Genomic DNA, 16,858 nt, shown 5'->3' with positions numbered 1-16,858 from the left:
TCGGTGGGGTTGGCGTAGCGCCCGCCGTAGGCCGTCTCGGTGGCCTGCAGGCGTGCGCGGGCACCGCTGAAGGCCAGCAGGGCCTGGTCGTCCTCGAAGGTGACGGTCAGTTCCGGGCCATAGGCACAGACATAGGCCACCTCGGGCGGGGCGTCATCGCCACGCGGGAGCGCGCTGCAGCCGCCGATCAGCATGATTCCTGCCAGTACGATTGTGGCGCGCACGCGGTACCTCCGGTTGGTGAGGGTCCATCGTAGGGAAACACGGATCGATGTGCATGTTCGCGGCTTCCGTGCCGGTGCGCGGGAACAACACGCGGGAACCGCTCAGGCGCGGTACCCCGGGTGTGCAATGGCTGATGCGGGGCGGGCCAGAAAGCGTTCGCAGTCGGCGGCAGACTGCGGGCGCGCAAAAAGGAAGCCCTGCAGGGTCTGGCAGCCTTCCTCCTGCAGGAACGCCTGCTGTTGCGCAGTTTCCACCCCTTCCGCGACGGACTCGAGGCCCAGATTGTCGGCGAGGCCGAGGATGGTGCGCACGATGGCTGCATCACTGGCGCTGGGTTGCAGGTCCGCGACAAAGCTGCGGTCGATCTTCAGCACGTCCAGCGGAAAACGACGCAGGTAGGCGAGCGAGGAATACCCGGTCCCGAAGTCGTCGAGGGCGACCCGGACCCCGCGCTTGCGGAACTGGCCCAGGGTGCGGATGACCTGCTCGATGTCGGCCATCAGCATAGTCTCGGTGACTTCCAGTTCCAGGGCGTTGGGGTCGAGGCCGGTTTCTGCCAGGACCCGGTCGATGCTGGTGGCCATCTGCCGGTCGCGGAACTGCGGGGCGGCGAGGTTGACGGACATGCGCACCGCCGGCAGCCCCGCTTGGTGCCATGCGTGGCACTGGCGGCAGGCCTCGGTCAGGATCCACTGACCCAGTTCGACGATCAGCCCGGTCTCCTCGAGGATCGGGATGAAGGTGGCCGGCGAATGGACCGTGCCGGCCGCGTCCTGCCAGCGCAGCAGGGCCTCGACGCCGACGACGCGTCCGTCCCCCGCGGCGACCCGCGGCTGGTAGTGGAGGAAGAACCCTTCCTGGTGGTCCACGGCGCGCCTCAGCTGGCCTTCCAGGGAGACGCGGGCCCGTACGTCGCTGTTCAGGTCGCCGGAGGAGAACTCGATGGCGTTGCCTTCGGTGCGCTTGGCCAGGTGCATCGCCGACTCGGCGCGGCGCATCAGGTCTGCGGTGTCCCGGGTATCGTGGGGATACACGGCGACGCCGATGGACCCCGGGACGTACAGCTCGTGTTCGCCGGCCTTGATGACCTGGCGCAGGGATTCCAGCAGGCGGGTGACCGAGCCGGCGACCGCCCCCGGGGCTTCCACTGGCAGCAGAGCGCCGAACTCGTCGCCCCCCAGCCGGGCGAGGACGCCGCCGACCGGCAGACGGTTCTCCAGGCGCCGGGCCACGTGCTGCAGGACCTCGTCGCCGGTAGCCTGACCCATGCCTTCGTTGACACTCTTGAAACGGTCCAGGCCGATGTGGGCCAGCACCAGCGGCCGACCCAGGCGTTCGGCATCGGCCACAGCCTGGTCGGCACGTTCGCCGAACCGGGTGCGGTTGGGCAGGCCGGTCAGCGCATCGTGGTAGGTGATGAAGTGCAGCCGGCGTTCCGCTTCGCGCCGCTCGGTGATGTCGTGCACCACGCCGGCCATGCGTTGCGGGCGCCCCTGGGGATCGAAGTCCACGGTCCCGCGCTGGTAGACCACGCGGATATCGCCGTCCGGCCGGACGATGCGGTGTTCGATGTCGTATTCCGGACTCTCCGGGGTCAGGGCGTCGTCGACCGCGCGCTGAACGCGCTCGCGATCCTCGGGATGTACCGCCTTCATGAAGGCCTCATGGGTGGCACCCCACTGGTCGTATTCGAGGCCGAAGATCCGGAAGACCTCGTCGGACCAGCGTATGACGCCGGCCTCGAAGTCCGATATCCAGTTGCCCAGGTGGGCGATCTGCTGGGCCTCCCGCAGCTCGGCCTCGCGCTGCTCCAGCGCCCTGCGCGCGGCGCGGCGCTCGGTAATGTCCTGGAATGAGACCACCGCGCCGGTCACCCGGCCGCGGGCATCGAACAGGGGGGCGGCGTTGATCAGTACCGGGAAGCCGTGGCCCGCGCGGCTCCAGAAATACTCCTCGCGGGCGTGCAGGGAGTCGCCGGTGCGCAGGACCCGGTAGACGGGGCACTCGGTGGGCGGGAAGGCTTGGCCGTCCGGGCGGGTGTGGTGTGACAACTCGTGCGAGTTGCGGCCCAGTGCCTCGGCTTCCGTGGCGAAGCCCAGCAGTTCGCAGGCCGCGGGATTCAGGAAGGTGTAGTTGCCGTCGGCATCGATGCCGAAGACGCCCTCGGCCAGGCTCCCCAGGAGATTTTCGCGCAGGAGCTCGCCCTGCTTGCGGTCGGTGACGTCGATGCCGAGGGTCTGGAAGTGGGTGATCTCCCCGGCCGCGTTGAAGAAGGCGCGGCTGGTCCAGCGGATCCAGCGGTCGGCGCCATCGCCGCGGCGCACCGGGTTCTCGATGGTGCGCACGGGCGCGTCGGGGGTGTAGCGCAGCAGGTCGGCGCGATTCTCGGGCTGCCGGTCTTCCGGCAGGTCATGGATCCAGCGGTGCCCGGACAGGCTTCCGGGAGGCGCCGCGAAGTACTCGTGGGCCGCCCGGTTGGCATAGAAGATGGTGGTATCGGGGCGATAGCAGATGATGATGAAGGGGTGGTTTTCCACCAGGTCCTGGTACTGGACCTCCACCCCGGACGAATCGCTCATGCATGCTCCCCTGTCGGACGCGTCCTGATGGCCCGTTCCACCCGAACGCGTGATTTCGAGTCTGGCAGGGGACTTCCGAAGGCGCAAACCGTATTCGAGAGGCAGATTTCAGGGGTGGTAACGCGGCGCGGTTCAATAGGGCGTGGTTACGGGCGGCGACGTCAGCGCGGGTGTTTGCCGGAATCGATCTGCTCCAGCGGGTCGTGATCGTCCTCTCGCTGGCGGACGCGTCGTTCGTGTGTCTGGGGGTCGGTGAGGAAAGGATCGGCCTGCACGTTCCGCACCACCAGGAAGGTCCATACCGTGGCGAACCCCCAGAGGAACAGGCCGATGGCCAGTGGGAAGCCACCGTAGCCGGACATGCCTGCCAGGCCGGTCAGCAGGGCATAGGCGATGGAGACGAGGGCGGCTGCCCAGACAATGGCGATTGGCGCGGCGCAGCTGTGGGCGGCGGCTCCGTAGCGATAGGCCCCCACCGGAGGCAGGACGATGCCGAGAAATCGGTAGAGCGCAGGTTCCCGCGCGGGTTCATGCAGGCTGGTCATGTCGATCACTCCCTCCGGGGTGCCGTTTCCCCGGAGTCTGGTCCTCATCCGGGATGTTTTCCATGTGACCCGGCGAACGCTTCGCGAGGATCGGACATGGTTCACGGCCCCGGCGCCCGGTCTGGCCGGGCATGGGCAACGTTCCGGTCCCCGCCGGGTCTCTGCGTGGGCTGTCTGCCATCGGTTCAGATCACCGGCGTCGAGGATGGTTCAGGTCGTGGGTGGGCGGGTGGCGACCAGCGGCGCTGGCGACCCGGTTGTGTCCGCTGCGCTTGGCCTGATACAGGGGGCTGTTCGGCGACGACGGACTCCTGCCACAGGAACCCGGCCAGCGTGGCCAGCGGCAGCAGGATGCCGAACTGGACTGCGGCCGAGATCGAAAGCAGGATCTTGTCGCGTCGGGCGATCATGTTCACCGGGAGGCGGGAAACATCCTGCCGAGAGTAGACGGTGCCGGGGCGCGCCTGCTGGCCCGGGACGCTTGCGGGGGTCTATGCTGAATGAGAAGTCGATCCGTTCGGATCAGCGTTTTCTTGGGTCAGAAGACCGCGTGTCGGGAGGTACAGCCATGTCTCAATCCCGTGGCACGGCCGGAGAGCGGGTGGCACCGGTATCCGGCAAGACATCGGAGCCGCGGATGGCACGGGCCCCGCGCAGCCGGCTCAGCATGCATGAAGGCGTGACCGTGTGGTGTGACTGCTGTTCCTGCGAGGCCGAGCCGTACTGGGCGGAAGTGGCCGGGGAGCTGGGGGTCGACCTGGACCCGGCCGGCGAGCGCGACGGCGAATAGGCGGGGTTTCGCGACTGGATGCCCGCGGCACGGTCTGGACGCTGGGGCCAGCCCTGGGTCCCAGGGAAACACGGATTCATGCACGCGCGGTTCCGGGAAACCCGGTGTCCCAACGCGAGCGCGTACATCAATCCGTGTTGCCCTAGTTGCAGGTGCCGATGGAGCCGCGGGCACAGGTGCGGCCGTCGGTCCATATGCTGCGATCGAGCCGGGCATTGTCCAGGCGCGCACCGGCCATCTCCGCGCCGGTGAGGTTGGCGTGTGTCAGGTTGGCGCGTTCCAGGCTTGCATCCGCCAGGCGGGTCTGCAGCAGGTCGGCGCCGGTGAGGTTGGCGCCCGCGAGATCTGCCCCCTCCAGGCCGGCCAGGGAGAGGTCTGCGAAGCGCAGGTCGGCGTCGGCAAGGCGCGCGCCTTGCAGGCGCGCCCCCGCCAGGCGGGTACTGTGGAGGGATGCCCCGGTGAGGTCGCCGTCGCGCAGGTCGGCCCCGGCCTTGTCGCAGTAATTCCAGTTGATCCCTGGAGCCGGTGATGCGTCGCAGTCGGGTCCCGTATCGCGCTCGAAGGCGATGCCGAAGCCGATCAGCAACGCCAGGGCTGCCGCGACCGCCAGGCCGCCCGCGATCCAGGGGCGTGGTCCGCGGAACCATTGGGTCCAGGGAGGTGCCGGTCGTTCCAGGATCTCGGCCCATTGCTGCCGGTGGGAGACCGTCTCCGGTGATTCCGGGCAGCGCCGGTCGGCCTTGCGGCGTTCACGGATTTCGGGAGGCGGGGCGTCGTGGCGGCGTTCGCGCCGGCGTTCGTCCTCGCGAAGGCGCGCCTGTTCCAGGCGCTCGCGGCCCTCGGGGGTATGGGCATTCTGCAGTTCTTCGGGGATCAGGTGCGGGCGCTGGTCGATGCGCCACCAGGTCTCCCGGTCGAGGCTGATCTCGTCATCCGGGCGCAGGCGGCCGAGGATCAGGAAGCGGCCGATGGAGCGCTGCGGATAGGGCCCGCAGACCTGGCTATCCCGTCGGGTGTACCACAGCTCGTGGCGTCCGGTGCCCGTGCCGGTCTCCGCGGGTGGCTCATCCGAACCGGGGGGGGCATTGCGGGTGTCGTGGTTCACGGTTCTCCCGGGATGGCGTCGCGTCCGTTGCGAGGGATGCCGCGATTATAGGGCATGACCTCTGCCTCCACCGTGTTACGGCCCGGGCGGCTGGATGCCCCAGGCCTCGAGATGCTCGCGCAGTTCGTTGGCAGTGGGCCCGGCCTTTTCGAGGATCTCGTCGATGCGGTTGAAGTGCAGCAGACGGATGTCGCGGGTATCCGGGATCAGGTAGAGATCCGGTGGGTCCAGCCGCGTCATGTGGCGGACGATGGAGGCCTGCATGATGCTGAAGCTCTTGAACAGAAGGTCGGTGATGCCGATGTCTTCGGTGTCGTTCTGCGCGCCGTTGCCGGAGACATCCACGGCAATCACGTAGTCGTATTCACCCTGCAGCAGGTCGTAGGGCAGCGGGTTGGAGGCGCCTCCGTCGATCAGGTACTGGGCGTCGCCGTAGCGGACGGGCGCGAACAGCCCCGGTACTGCCATGCTGGCCTCGATGGCCTTGAACAGGTCGCCTTCGTCGATTACCACGCTTTCGCCGGTGCGAAAGTCGGTCGCGACCACCGCGAACGGGATGCGCAGGTCGTCGAAGTCGCGGGCGTCGGTCTGCTCGGCGAGGAAACGCAGGAATTCGCCGGAGTCGAACAGGGCATTTCGGCCCAGCCGCAGCGGGACGAGATCCATCAGCCGGATGTCCGAGCGCGCCAGGCCGGTCAGGGCGTCCAGCTCGGAGCCGGCGAAGTCGTCGAACAGGTCGAGGATCTCGTCGGCATCCAGCCCCGCGGCATAAAGTCCGCCGATCACGGCCCCGATGCTGGTGCCGGTGATACGGTCGGGCCGGGTATCGAGGTCGTCGAAGACCTGGAGGATGGCGATATGCGCCAGCCCGCCGGCGCCGCCCGAGCCCAGTGCCAGGCCGATGGTCGGGGGTTGGGCGTCGGCGCGATCCGCCGCCAGTACGGCCGGGGCGGCAAACAGCGAGAGGATCAGGCAGAGGGCGGGCAACGGTCTCATTGCGCAGTGTGTTTCCGAATTGCGAGAGTCATGCTGCTACCCTGAGCCTGAATGCAGCCGCGGGCAAGTGAAGTGAAGCCAGGACGTTCGCTGGCGAGCGGTGGTGGGGTGTGGCGCAGGATCGCGCGCGGCCAGAGGGGTTGGTAGGCTGACCGATTCGCAGGGGAAACCGGGATGAGGGTAAACCCTCGCGTTGGCGCTCCAGGAGGGTCGGCAGCGGGCAGTGGCTCGAGCGGCAAGGGCCGCAAAGCAGGATGGCGGAACCTGGATCCCAGCGCCACAAACGATGTGAATGCAGTGGGGCCGGGGCCCGGCTGCCTGCTGTTGATCGAAGACGGGCGCACGCACGGCGTTGCGGCTCCCTTTTGCCAAACAGTGCACCGCGGTCACCGCGCCTTGTTCGCACGCTCGGCGACTCGAGTACGAGCGTAGATTCAGTAATGTGGCCCCAGGAGACAGGACCTGCAATGATCGAGACCACCCCAGTGGAGCGGGTTGGAGCCGTCGCAGCGGACGCGTTCTTGCAGCAGTACAAGGCGGTTGCGCAGCCAGTGATTCTGGAAGAGCTCACCCGGGAGTGGCCGGCGCGCGAACGCTGGACAGCCGACTATTTCCGCAAGGTGGCCGGCGACGCCGTCGTGCCGTTGTACGACAGCCGTCCCGCGTGTGGCAACGAACATCAGCACGCCGCGTCGCTGCACATGCCCCTGGCGGAATACCTGGATCGACTGGCGGAGGGGGAACGCGATCTGCGCCTGTTCTTCTTCAACCTGTTCGCCGCCCGGCCGGCGCTGGCGCGCGATTTCGAGTTTCCCGAAATCGGGTTGCGATTGTTCCGCAAGTTGCCCGTTCTGTTCATGGGCGGCAAGGACGCAAGGGTGCAGATGCACTTCGACATCGACCGTCCGGACATCCTGCTGTGCCACTTTGGCGGGCCGAAGCGTGTACTGCTGGTGTCCCCCGAATACACGTCGTACATGTACCACGTGCCATTCTCGTTCAGCGCGCTGGCCGCGGTAGACTTCGAGGATCCCGACTACGACCGCCATCCGGGCCTGCGGCATGTGCGCGGTCATCTGGCCGAACTGCGCCACGGGGACGCGCTCTACATCCCGCCTGGGTTCTGGCATTACGTGCTCTATGACGACATCAGCTTCTCCATGGCGCTGCGGGCCTTCCCGCGCGATCTACCGAATGCCGCTCGCATGCTGACCAATATCCTGGTGACACGGACCGTCGAGGGGACGATGCGCAAGCTGATCGGGCAGCCCTGGAATGACCGCAACGAACGCCGCGCGGTGGAACGCACCGAACGGTTTCTGGGCCGCCATCACAAGCCCTGACGGCCCGAGCGATCCACTTGTGGGATAAGATCAAGCGACGGGTACTTTCTGATCTGGCTCAGACGAGGTGTTGCCGTGAATGAAGCCCTGCATGTGGTCTGTCCGCACTGCGATGCGGTGAATCGAATCCCGTCCGCCCGCCAGGGGGCCGGACCGAAGTGCGGCCAGTGCCATCGGGCGCTATTCGCCGGGGAGCCGCTGGAGCTGACCACCGCGAACTTCCGCCGGCATCTGGAGCGCAACGATATCCCGTTCCTGGTGGATTTCTGGGCGCCGTGGTGTGGCCCCTGCAAGATGATGGCGCCGCAGTTCCGGCAGGCGGCGGGGGATCTGGAGCCGACGGTGCGGCTCGCCAAGGTCAATACCGAGGCGGAGCCCGGTCTTGGACAGCAGTTCGGCATTCGCAGCATCCCGACGCTGGCACTGTTCCGCGGCGGGCGCGAGGTCGCGCGCCAGGCCGGCGCCATGGGCGCGGCGGATATCGTGCGCTGGACGCGGGGACAGGTCTAGCCGGCTCCAGCCCGTGCGGGTTCTCCGGCCCGCGTTTCGGTTGCTAGCCCAGGCGGCGCCAGGCCTCGTGACCGCAGCTCATGCAGTGGTACTGCGCTTCGAAGTGCCCCGGCTGGTCCGGGTATTCCCGGATAGTGCCGTCCTGGAAGGTAAAGCTGCGCAGGGTGCAGCGCGGGCACTTCTCCACCGGGTCCCGCGGAGGGCGGGGTTCGCCAGGGGCGGTCGCATGCCCGCCCTCTCCGGAGCCGGTGGCTTCCTCGAGCGCCCGGTTCAGATCCCGGGTCAGCTCGGCGGTCAGGCGGTGGGCGGCTTCTGCGTGATCCTCCCGGGCCATGCCTTCCAGTTCGGCCAGGCGGTCGCGGATCGACTTCAGGCGGGATGCGAGTTCGGTCATGGATGCCTCCGGGCTGGTGGTCCCCGCAGGATAGCCGGTTCCGGGCGGGCCGGGGTGTCACGCGTTGCGAGCGTCCTCCGGATCCAGGTGTACCACCGTGCGCCCGCGAATCCGCCCCGCGAGGATCTGTTCGGCGAAGTACGGCAGGTCGTCCAGTCCGATCTCGGTGGTGATCGCGTCCAGGTCGTCGCCGGGGAGGAGAGCGGTCAGGCGTTTCCAGGTGGCCAGCCGCTGCTCGGCGGGACACAGGACCGAGTCGATCCCCAGCAGGTTGATGCCGCGCAGCAGGAACGGAAGGACCGTGGTCCGCAGTTGCGCTCCGCCGGCGAGTCCGCAGGCCGCCACCGAGCATCCGTAGGCCATTCCGGCGAGCACATGGGCCAGCATGTCGCCCCCGACCGTGTCCACGCAGCCGGCCCAGCGTTCCCCCAGCAGCGGCTTGGGCGGGGCGTCGGCCAGATCCGCGCGGGGTACGATGTGCCTGGCGCCCAGGTGGTGCAGGTATTCGCTGTTCTCGGGGCGGCCGGTCACGGCGGTGACGGTGTAGCCCAGCCGGGCGAGCAGGCTCACGGCGATGCTGCCCACGCCGCCGGTGGCCCCGGTCACGAGAACCTCCCCGGCGTCCGGCCGCAAGCCGTGATCCTCCAGGGCCTGGATGGCGAGCATGGCGGTGAACCCGGCGGTACCCGCGGCCATGGCCTGGCGCGCGCTGTAGCCCGCGGGTTTCGGGATCAGCCAGTCTGCCCGTACCCGGGCGCGCTCCGCGTAGCCGCCCCAGTGAATCTCGCCCACGCGGTGCCCGGTGAGCACGACGGGGTCGCCCGGAGCGAAGCGCGGGTCGGCGGATTCGAGCACGGTCCCGGCCAGATCGATGCCCGGCACATGCGGGTATTCCCGGACCAGGTTGCCCTGGCCCCGCAGGATCATGCCGTCCTTGTAGTTGAGCCCCGAATAGTGAACCCGCAGCAGGACCTCGCCGGCCGGCAAGTCGTCAGCGTGGAGTGTGCGAACCGCGGCCGACGGACTGCCGGCATGCGTTTCGAGCACCAGGGCCTTGAAGGTGTCGGTCATCGGGATCCGCGGTTTGCTTGGGGCCAGGCGCACGAGCCTACCAAACGCGGATGTGCCTGCTAACCTCGAAAAGGGGAAACCATCGTCGTTTCCGGTCGGGAGGGCGGGGTATGGCGGAAGATTCGTCCGCGGGTTTTCATTCGCTGATCATCGAGCATGCGCCAGTTTGGGTGAATACCCTGGACACGGAGGGGCGGGTCACCCTGTGGAACCGGTCGGCCGAGCGGATCAGTGGCTACAGTCGCGAGGAGGTCGTGGGGCATGCCGCGGTCTGGGGCTGGCTTTACCCCGATCCGGACTATCGCGCAGCAATCGTCGCCGAGATGCAGGCCGTTATCCAGGAGGGCTGTGACATGGCGGAGCTGGAAACCACGATCCGGACCCGCCATGGCGAGGAGCGCATTCTGTCCTGGCACGCCCAGAGGTTCTTCAATGACGATGGTGCGCTGCTCGGGGCCAGCGCCATCGCCCAGGACATCACTGAACGCAAGCAGCTGGAGGAACGGGCGCAAGGGCAGCATCGCCTGCAGGAGATCGTGTCCGCGATCTCCGCCCAGTTCGCGGACATCGGCGCCGACGCGGTCGACGATGCCATCACCGGGGTGTTGCAACGCCTGGGCGGGTTCTTCCGCATGGGGCGCGCCTACGTGATCCGCTTCCGACCGGACGGGCAGACGATGGACCTGGTCCACGAGTGGTGTGCCCCCGGTATTACGCCGTTTCTCGACGAGATGCAGGGAATCCCCCTGGAGGCGCACGCGTGGGTGACCGGGCAGATCCGTGGCGGTCGTACCGTGCATGTCCCCGACGTAGATGATTTGCCCCGGGCGGCCGCCGTGGAGCAGGCCGAGTTTCGCCGCCAGGCGATCGAATCCCTCTTGTTGATCCCGCTGATCAGTGACCAGAACGCCTTTGGCATGATCGGTTTCGACTCGGTGAATCACCGCTGCCACTGGAGCCGCGAAGAGATTGCCACGTTGCAGGTGGTGGCGGACATCATTGCCGGCACCTTCGCACGCAAGCAGGCGGAGGCCGAGCTGGCGCGGCAGGCGCGGGTGGACGGCCTGACCGGCCTGGCGAACCGGCGCGAGTTCGATGCGGCACTGGAACGCGAGTGCGGTTCCCGGCGCGAGCTGAACCTCGCACTGCTGATGATCGATATCGACCACTTCAAGCCGTACAACGACCGCTTCGGGCATATGCACGGGGACGACTGCCTGCGCCGGGTCGCCGAGGTGCTGCTAGAGGCGGCGCACCGGCCCACGGATCTCGCCGCGCGGTACGGGGGCGAGGAGTTTGCCTGTATCCTGCCGGATACTTCGCTGGAGGGCGCGCGGGCGGTTGCCGCGCGGGTTCGGCGCGAGGTCGAGGCCTTGCAACTGATGCACCCGGACAACGTGAAAGACACGGTTACGGTGAGTCTGGGGGTGTGCGTGGTGACCGGTGGACGGTCGCTGGAGCCGCAGACGCTGCTGGGAGAGGCGGATCGGTTGCTCTATTGCGCCAAGCGCGAGGGGCGAAACCGGGTTTGCGCGGCGGGGTTGTGAGGTACGCCGCTGGCGTTGATGGCCGGGGTCATTCCTCGCCGGTGACGCGAGTCGGACGCTCGCGCGGGTCGGCGGAGCGTGCATCGGTGCGTTCGAGCAGGGTGACCACCGGGGTCGATTCGGAGTCCTCGCTCGCGCCCTGGTCCCCCTCCATCCACGGCGGCGGCAGCTGCGGCCGCATGTCCTGCACCTGGGCGGAATCCGGGAACTCGACCTTGGAGAACAGTTCCGCAGCGGATTCCTGTGCCTCCGGATTTTGCACGGTCAGCACGAACCCGGTGGCCATCACCAGCAGGGAAAACTGGAAGCGCTGATCGCGGTAGGTGGAACGTGAACGCAGCAGGTCGAGCATCGGGTGTTCTCTCGGGCAGCTTGCCTGCATGGACAGTACAACCGGCGAAGGGTTTCCATCAAGCCGGCATGGCGATGAGCGGGTTTTTCGTCGCGTCTCGGGCCGGAGGCGGCTCCGGGGCTCGTGCGGGAAGGCGCGGGCGGCCTCAGGGATGGCGGCGACAGACCAGAAAGACTTCTTCCACGCCCTCGGTGGCGACCATTCCGGGGCGCAGTTCGAGCGGTTTCTGGAGGCGCAGCCCCAGGGGCATCAGGAAGCGGTTGTAGACCCTCATCGCGACGGGGCGGTGGCGTTGCAGGAACCACATGCCGAGGTCATTGAGCCGCGAGGATTTCGGCTTCATCCCGAAGATCGCGCTTTGCTCGATCTCCAGGTCGTGGCGTTCCAGCAGCTTCGTCAAGTTGTCTGGTTCATAACGCCGGTAGTGGCCGACAATGTCGTCGAAGGGGGTCCAGTATTCCGGGTGAAGCGGGGTGGACAGCAGGACCCGGGCGTCGGGTGCGGCGACGCGCGAGAGCTCCGCCAGGGCCAACTCGTCGTCCTCCACGTGCTCGATGATGTCCAGCGCACATACCAGGTCGAAACTCCGGTCGGCGTAGGGCAGAGCGGATATGGGCGCCGAGTGGGTCACGCCCCCTTCGCCCTTGAGCGCGGACAGGGCCGGGGCGCTGATGTCGACAAAGTGGGTGTCCGCGATGGGCAGGCGTGGTCGCATCCCGGGTCCCACCTCGAGCCGGCGGGCATGGGATCGGGACAGATCGGAGACGAGTCCCCAGGTATTGAAGCGTTCGGGGTGTACCAGGCGGGTGTCCGCCCACAGGCCATCGTAGAAACGCTGGTTGACGTCATCGATGTCCGAGTGCGCTTGAGGGGCGGTATGGTGGGTCACGCGGGGGCCGGGCTTGAATGGTGCGCGACAGTGTAACCAACCTGGCGGGTGGTCACAGACGGGCCGGGCACACATCGCGACGTGGCTCTCGCTTTGGCGGGGCCTTGCGCCATCCGCATGTGTCATTCGTCAGTCTCGATGCGCCGCGCGCGCTGTTTCCGAAGCCGGCAACGCGGCACGGCGTCCAGCAACAAACGGGGCGCCAGGGCGAGCAGGGGCGGGTGGAGCAGGGCGATCTGCGGCCGAGGCTGGCGCGCGAGATCGGGAAGGGCCGTGGGAGGGCCGACGCCTCGGGTCGGTGGATGCGCCGTCTTGGTGTGGGACGCGGCTCGCATCCGTGCGGTGTATGGGTACACTCGGTCCGGGCTCTATGCATCAAGGCAGACGGAGCCACCCCGGGGGAGAGGCGGATTGAGCCAGACACTCGAGAATCGGACGGCACACAAGATCCTGCGCGGGCTGAGGTCGCATTACCCGGTGTTCTACCTGCTGGGCTGGGACGAGGACCGCATGGAACGGTTGCTGCGCTCGGTCGCGCGCTCGTTCTATGGCGAGGAAGGACATCTGGAGGTCTGGTCCGCAAGCCACGGGTTCGGCGAGCACGACGACCCGGACGCGCCCACGACGGATCCGGGGGCGGCAGTGGCGCGGATGGCCGCGGGGGAGCCGGACGCCCCGCGGATGGTCCTGCTGAAGGACCTTCCCATGTGGTTCGACGACGACCCGTCGCTGGTGCGCGGGGTGCGCGATCTCTACTACCAGCTGAAGAAGGGTCGCAACGTGGTGTTCCTCAGCTGCCCGTTGCTGAAGCTTCCGGAGATCCTGAAAAAGGAGGTCTTCCTGGTCGAGGTGGACCTGCCGTCCGAGGCCGAGGTGCTGGAGCAACTCGAGCACACCCGCGGTGCCGAGGCGGTCCCGCGCGAGCAGTTGTTCCGGGTGGCGGCGGGCATGCGCGGCCTGTCGCTGAACGAGGTCGGGCATCTGAGTGCGCGGCTGTTCCGCGGAACGCCGCTGCCCGAGGCCGAGATGCTGGCGGAGATCCAGGAGGAGAAGGGCCAGATCCTGCGCAAGGAGAGTTGCCTCGAGTTCTATCCGCCGCAGCGCTCGCTGGAGGATATCGGCGGTCTGGAGAATCTGAAGGACTGGGTGCGCACGCGCGCCGACCTGTTCACCGAGAAGGCTTGGAACGACAACGTGCCGCTGCCCGCGGGCGTGTTGTTCATGGGAGTCAGCGGCTGCGGCAAGAGCATGGCCGCCAAGGCGATCGCCACCGCTTGGGGGTTGCCGCTGGTGCGGCTGGACATGAGCCTGGTGCTGTCCGGCAGTTTCGGCACGCCGGAGTACGCCTTTGCCCGGGCCACCCGGATCGCCGAAGAGATCGCGCCGATGGTCCTGTGGGTGGACGAGCTGGAGAACGCGTTCGGTTTCGACAGTCATGCCGCCGGCAGCGCCGGCAACGTGAATATCTTCTCCAGTTTCCTCACCTGGCTGCAGGAGAAGTCGCCGCGGGTGTTCGTGGCGGCGACCGCCAACCGCATCCAGCAGCTCCCGGCGGAATTGATGCGCAAGGGGCGCTTTGACCAGCTGTTCTTCCTCGACCTGCCGAACGTGGAGGAGCGCAAGGAGATCCTGCGTATCCACGTCCAGCGTCATGGTGGCAAGCTCGAGGACTTCAACCTGAACTACATGGCGGCCAGCACCGAGGGCTGGAGCGGGGCCGAGATCGAGCAGGCGGTGAAGTCGGCGCGGATCGACGCCTACCAGGAGGGGCGGGTGTTCAACCAGCGCGACGTGATCCGCAACGTGATCAACACGGTACCGCTGTCGCGGACCATGGTGGAGCAGATCCGCGAGATCAAGAGCTGGGTGTTCCAGCGCGCGATTAACGCGTCGAAGCCGGAGACAAGGGGCGCCGCGCCCGGCTAATCGCCCGGTCCGCTGTCCCGGGTGCCGGAGATCCGGTCCGGGCCGCCTCTACTCGGATAAGGGGGGGGCACGAGGGCGGGTAGGGGTCCCGTTGGCGGTACGGCGGGCGGTGGCCAGACCGGGCAGGTCGACGGGACCGGCGGTCGGCGGGTATCCAGGGCTGAATGGCGGCTCGGGTCCGCGCCTCAGACAGATGGTTCGAGGATTGGCGGACCATTCCCGGCGGGCGGGCCGGCAGCTTCCCCGGTGCCGTCCAGGGGCTGCGAGATGACGCGATCCCGACCCTCGCTCTTGGCCCGGTAGACGGCCTGGTCGGCAACCCGGAACAGGTCATTCATGCTGACGTCCTGCCCGGAGGGCCGGCTGGTCACGCCGAAGCTCGCCGTGATCGTGAGCCCGGCGGGCTGCAGTTCGCGCAATTGCTGGCGCAGTCCCTCGGCGCGGGTGTGGGCATCAAACAGGTCGCACTTGGGAAGGACCAGCAGGAATTCCTCGCCGCCGAAGCGCAGGGCCACGTCGGTCTCGCGCCCGGTCGTGCGCAGGAGCTCGCCGACCCCGACCAGGACCTCGTCGCCGACCAGGTGGCCGTGGCTGTCGTTGATCTGCTTGAAGTGATCGATGTCCAGCAGGATCAGGCTCAGCGGCATGTCCTTCTGGTTGGCTTCGGCGAAAAAACGCTCGGCGCACTCCGCCAGCACGTTGCGATTGCGGAGCCCGGTGAGCGGATCGACCATCGCCATGTCGTAGAGCTTCTGGCGCTGGTCCTGCACTTCCTCGAACAGTCGCTTGTTGGCCAGCAGGTTGCCGATCCGGGCGCGGACTTCATCTTCCAGTACAGGCTTGGTGACGAAGTCGTTGACCCCCAGGCGAAAGAGTTCGGCGCGCCGGTTCTGGTCATCCAGTCCGGACATCGCGACGATCGGCAGGCTGGTCTTGTCGGGGAATTGCTGGCGCAGCCGGCTGACCAGTCCCATGCCGCTGATCTCGCCCTCGACGAGGATATCGGATAGCACCAGGTCCCAGGTGACGCGGTCAAAGGCCTGCAGGGCCTCGTCGGCGCTGCGGAAGTGCGCGACCTCGAGTCCCATACCCTCGAGGATGCGGATCATCACGCGGGCAACAGTGGGGCTGTCCTCGACGTACAGCACGTTTCCTTCGTGGGCGTGTTCGACCGGGCGCCCGTAGCGGGCGGCCTGGTGGAACAGGTCGCGGATGTTGCTCTTGTCGTGGACGTCGGTGGCACCGGCCTCGAACGCCTGGCGGCGGACGTCGTGGTCCTGCTTGGTCGTCAGAAGGATCAGGGGCAGGTCGTGTCCGGCGGCCCTGGCACGGGCCTGGCGGCAGAACTCCACGCCGGTCATGTCGGGCAGCGTGATCGAGGCGCAGACCAGCTCCAGGTCATTCTCGTCGATGCGCGCGAGCCCCTCGGCCCCGCTGCTGGCCATGATGGGCTTGTGCCCGGCGGCCAGCACCATGCGGCTCCACAACGCCCGGAACACGCGCGAACGGTCGACAACCAGGATCTTCATGCCCGAACTCCCGCTGCGGGGCTCCGGGTCGATGCCGTCGTGTCGGGTGGACGGGGATCGTTCGGGTTCATGGCGGGTTCTGACTCCTTTCAGGGATCCGCACGAAAAGCCGGATCATGCACGCCATGGCCCCGGGCTTCAAACCGCGTCGACGGGTGCGGTGGACAGTGCGCACCGGCAGGAGAACAATGCGTTCAGACCGGTCGGTCACGACGCCCGTGGATGAGGAAAGGAGTCCGGCATGAGTTACAGGCAGCGAATGGGCCGCCTGCTGCGCTTCGGCAAGGCCGGCGAGCGACGCAGGAAGTCGCGCCAAGAGGCCGCCCGGGGGCTGCGGGTGCTGGTGGTGGACGATTCGCGCGCGGTGGTCGCGTCGCTCTCCGGCATGCTCGAGCAGAACGAACTGGAGCCGGTTTGCGCTGGCGATGCCGAGGAGGCGCTGGCACTGGCGCGCGAGCATCCACCGGACCTGATCTTCCTGGGTATCCTCCTGCCCGGGATGACCGGGTTTGCGATGCTGCGCCAGCTGCGCCGCGACCCCGCCACCGCGAAGGTGCCGGTGATCATGATCAGTGGCAAGGAGGATGCGGTGGAACCGTACTTTCTCGACCGCATCGGCTCCGACGACTTCATGCAGAAACCCTTCGGACGCGGCGAGGTGTTCACGCGCATCGAGCGACTGGTGGAGCAGGGCCGCCTGCCGGCGCGCCCGACGCGTTTCTCCGGGTAGGCGCCCCGAAGCCGCTCTCGCGGTTCAGGCGGCCCGCCGGGCCCGCCAGTCGCCGATTTCGTCGTGCAGGCGTTGTTTTGCGTCGGCCTCCAGGAATGCGGCATCGACGGCGTTGCGCGCCAGTTTTTCCAGGTCGTCCAGGTCCAGCTGCAGGGCCGCGGCCGTTGCACGGAAGTTCTCGCCCACGTAGCCGCCGAAATAGGCCGGGTCGTCCGAGCTGATGGTGACGCACAGCCCCGCGTCCATCAGGCGCTTCAGGTTGTGTTGTTCCAGGTGTTCGAAAACGCACAGCTTGATGTTGGACAGCGGGCAGACGGTCAGCGGGAT

17 protein-coding genes and 1 pseudogene are annotated in these 16,858 nt (G+C 67.6%); 6 read left to right on the top strand and 12 right to left on the bottom strand.

What is annotated here, in order from left to right; translation table 11 throughout:
- The 4 genes from ACESLR_RS05475 to ACESLR_RS05460 form a co-directional block, all read right to left on the bottom strand.
- A partial coding sequence (locus ACESLR_RS05475; RefSeq protein WP_373024587.1) for an MliC family protein occupies positions 1–194 on the bottom strand: 194 nt, incomplete at its 3' end.
- Between the two features lie 132 nt (positions 195–326).
- Positions 327–2,804 (bottom strand): EAL domain-containing protein, encoded by a 2,478-nt coding sequence (locus ACESLR_RS05470; protein ID WP_373066770.1) that lies wholly within the window; start codon positions 2,802–2,804, stop codon positions 327–329.
- A gap of 161 nt (positions 2,805–2,965) precedes the next feature.
- Positions 2,966–3,349, bottom strand: a complete 384-nt coding sequence (locus ACESLR_RS05465) for a hypothetical protein (RefSeq protein ID WP_373024571.1) — start codon at positions 3,347–3,349, stop codon at positions 2,966–2,968.
- A 185-nt stretch (positions 3,350–3,534) separates the two neighbouring features.
- Positions 3,535–3,759, bottom strand: a complete 225-nt coding sequence (locus ACESLR_RS05460; RefSeq protein WP_373024588.1) for a hypothetical protein — start codon at positions 3,757–3,759, stop codon at positions 3,535–3,537.
- Positions 3,760–3,917: 158 nt separating this feature from the next.
- Between ACESLR_RS05460 and ACESLR_RS05455 the strand changes: the two genes are divergently transcribed.
- Positions 3,918–4,139, top strand: coding sequence for a hypothetical protein (locus ACESLR_RS05455; protein WP_373024589.1), 222 nt, complete (start codon positions 3,918–3,920; stop codon positions 4,137–4,139).
- Between the two features lie 142 nt (positions 4,140–4,281).
- On the opposite strand, the gene ACESLR_RS05450 is transcribed toward ACESLR_RS05455, so the two are convergent.
- Both ACESLR_RS05450 and ACESLR_RS05445 read right to left on the bottom strand, forming a co-directional pair.
- Positions 4,282–5,244 (bottom strand): pentapeptide repeat-containing protein, encoded by a 963-nt coding sequence (locus ACESLR_RS05450; protein ID WP_373054409.1) that lies wholly within the window; start codon positions 5,242–5,244, stop codon positions 4,282–4,284.
- A 75-nt stretch (positions 5,245–5,319) separates the two neighbouring features.
- Positions 5,320–6,240: a patatin-like phospholipase family protein gene (locus tag ACESLR_RS05445; protein WP_373024574.1), complete on the bottom strand. Its 921-nt coding sequence runs from the start codon at positions 6,238–6,240 to the stop codon at positions 5,320–5,322.
- 467 nt (positions 6,241–6,707) lie between these two features.
- Between ACESLR_RS05445 and ACESLR_RS05440 the strand changes: the two genes are divergently transcribed.
- Entirely contained in the window at positions 6,708–7,583 is an 876-nt protein-coding gene (locus ACESLR_RS05440; protein WP_373024575.1) for a cupin-like domain-containing protein, read from the top strand.
- A gap of 75 nt (positions 7,584–7,658) precedes the next feature.
- On the top strand, positions 7,659–8,093 hold the full coding sequence (trxC, locus tag ACESLR_RS05435; RefSeq protein WP_373024577.1) for a thioredoxin TrxC: 435 nt from the start codon (positions 7,659–7,661) through the stop codon (positions 8,091–8,093).
- Between the two features lie 43 nt (positions 8,094–8,136).
- Here trxC and ACESLR_RS05430 read toward each other — a convergent pair whose 3' ends face one another.
- Together ACESLR_RS05430 and ACESLR_RS05425 are read right to left on the bottom strand one after the other, a co-directional pair.
- On the bottom strand, positions 8,137–8,487 hold the full coding sequence (locus ACESLR_RS05430) for a hypothetical protein (RefSeq protein WP_373024578.1): 351 nt from the start codon (positions 8,485–8,487) through the stop codon (positions 8,137–8,139).
- Between the two features lie 57 nt (positions 8,488–8,544).
- Positions 8,545–9,558 (bottom strand): MDR family oxidoreductase, encoded by a 1,014-nt coding sequence (locus ACESLR_RS05425; protein ID WP_373024579.1) that lies wholly within the window; start codon positions 9,556–9,558, stop codon positions 8,545–8,547.
- Positions 9,559–9,668: 110 nt separating this feature from the next.
- Here ACESLR_RS05425 and ACESLR_RS05420 point away from each other — a divergent pair, with 110 nt between their 5' ends.
- Positions 9,669–11,105 (top strand): diguanylate cyclase, encoded by a 1,437-nt coding sequence (locus ACESLR_RS05420; RefSeq protein ID WP_373024580.1) that lies wholly within the window; start codon positions 9,669–9,671, stop codon positions 11,103–11,105.
- A 28-nt stretch (positions 11,106–11,133) separates the two neighbouring features.
- On the opposite strand, the gene ACESLR_RS05415 is transcribed toward ACESLR_RS05420, so the two are convergent.
- Both ACESLR_RS05415 and ACESLR_RS05410 read right to left on the bottom strand, forming a co-directional pair.
- Positions 11,134–11,457, bottom strand: a complete 324-nt coding sequence (locus ACESLR_RS05415) for a hypothetical protein (protein ID WP_373024581.1) — start codon at positions 11,455–11,457, stop codon at positions 11,134–11,136.
- 145 nt (positions 11,458–11,602) lie between these two features.
- Positions 11,603–12,346 carry a class I SAM-dependent methyltransferase gene (locus ACESLR_RS05410; protein ID WP_373024582.1) on the bottom strand — a complete coding sequence of 248 codons (744 nt, stop codon included), beginning with the start codon at positions 12,344–12,346 and terminating at the stop codon, positions 11,603–11,605.
- 411 nt (positions 12,347–12,757) lie between these two features.
- Here ACESLR_RS05410 and ACESLR_RS05405 point away from each other — a divergent pair, with 411 nt between their 5' ends.
- A complete protein-coding gene (locus ACESLR_RS05405) occupies positions 12,758–14,272 on the top strand; it encodes an AAA family ATPase (protein WP_373024583.1) in 1,515 nt (504 codons plus the stop codon).
- 185 nt (positions 14,273–14,457) lie between these two features.
- Here the strand turns inward: ACESLR_RS05405 and ACESLR_RS05400 are convergent, their stop codons facing one another.
- Positions 14,458–15,801, bottom strand: coding sequence for a diguanylate cyclase (locus ACESLR_RS05400; RefSeq protein WP_373024584.1), 1,344 nt, complete (start codon positions 15,799–15,801; stop codon positions 14,458–14,460).
- Between the two features lie 241 nt (positions 15,802–16,042).
- On the opposite strand from ACESLR_RS05400, the gene ACESLR_RS05395 reads away from it, so the two are divergent.
- Entirely contained in the window at positions 16,043–16,531 is a 489-nt protein-coding gene (locus tag ACESLR_RS05395; protein WP_373024585.1) for a PleD family two-component system response regulator, read from the top strand.
- A gap of 24 nt (positions 16,532–16,555) precedes the next feature.
- Here ACESLR_RS05395 and ACESLR_RS05390 read toward each other — a convergent pair.
- Positions 16,556–16,858: pseudogene (locus tag ACESLR_RS05390) on the bottom strand (adenosine deaminase); the annotation flags it as partial.

This window comes from Thioalkalivibrio sp., from assembly GCF_041685615.1.
GTDB lineage: Bacteria > Pseudomonadota > Gammaproteobacteria > Ectothiorhodospirales > Ectothiorhodospiraceae > Thioalkalivibrio.
Note: the sequence above shows the minus strand (reverse complement) of the source record. Positions and strands in the feature narration are given on the sequence as shown.

Coding starts and splice junctions, on each gene's coding strand:
- ACESLR_RS05445 (WP_373024574.1), bottom strand. CDS start 6,240: ATGAGACCGTTGCCCGCCCTCTGCCTGATCCTCTCGCTGTTTGCCGCC.
- ACESLR_RS05415 (WP_373024581.1), bottom strand. CDS start 11,457: ATGCTCGACCTGCTGCGTTCACGTTCCACCTACCGCGATCAGCGCTTC.
- ACESLR_RS05465 (WP_373024571.1), bottom strand. CDS start 3,349: ATGACCAGCCTGCATGAACCCGCGCGGGAACCTGCGCTCTACCGATTT.
- ACESLR_RS05440 (WP_373024575.1), top strand. CDS start 6,708: ATGATCGAGACCACCCCAGTGGAGCGGGTTGGAGCCGTCGCAGCGGAC.
- ACESLR_RS05455 (WP_373024589.1), top strand. CDS start 3,918: ATGTCTCAATCCCGTGGCACGGCCGGAGAGCGGGTGGCACCGGTATCC.
- ACESLR_RS05420 (WP_373024580.1), top strand. CDS start 9,669: ATGGCGGAAGATTCGTCCGCGGGTTTTCATTCGCTGATCATCGAGCAT.
- ACESLR_RS05400 (WP_373024584.1), bottom strand. CDS start 15,801: ATGAAGATCCTGGTTGTCGACCGTTCGCGCGTGTTCCGGGCGTTGTGG.
- ACESLR_RS05470 (WP_373066770.1), bottom strand. CDS start 2,804: ATGAGCGATTCGTCCGGGGTGGAGGTCCAGTACCAGGACCTGGTGGAA.
- ACESLR_RS05395 (WP_373024585.1), top strand. CDS start 16,043: ATGAGTTACAGGCAGCGAATGGGCCGCCTGCTGCGCTTCGGCAAGGCC.
- ACESLR_RS05425 (WP_373024579.1), bottom strand. CDS start 9,558: ATGACCGACACCTTCAAGGCCCTGGTGCTCGAAACGCATGCCGGCAGT.
- ACESLR_RS05430 (WP_373024578.1), bottom strand. CDS start 8,487: ATGACCGAACTCGCATCCCGCCTGAAGTCGATCCGCGACCGCCTGGCC.
- ACESLR_RS05460 (WP_373024588.1), bottom strand. CDS start 3,759: ATGATCGCCCGACGCGACAAGATCCTGCTTTCGATCTCGGCCGCAGTC.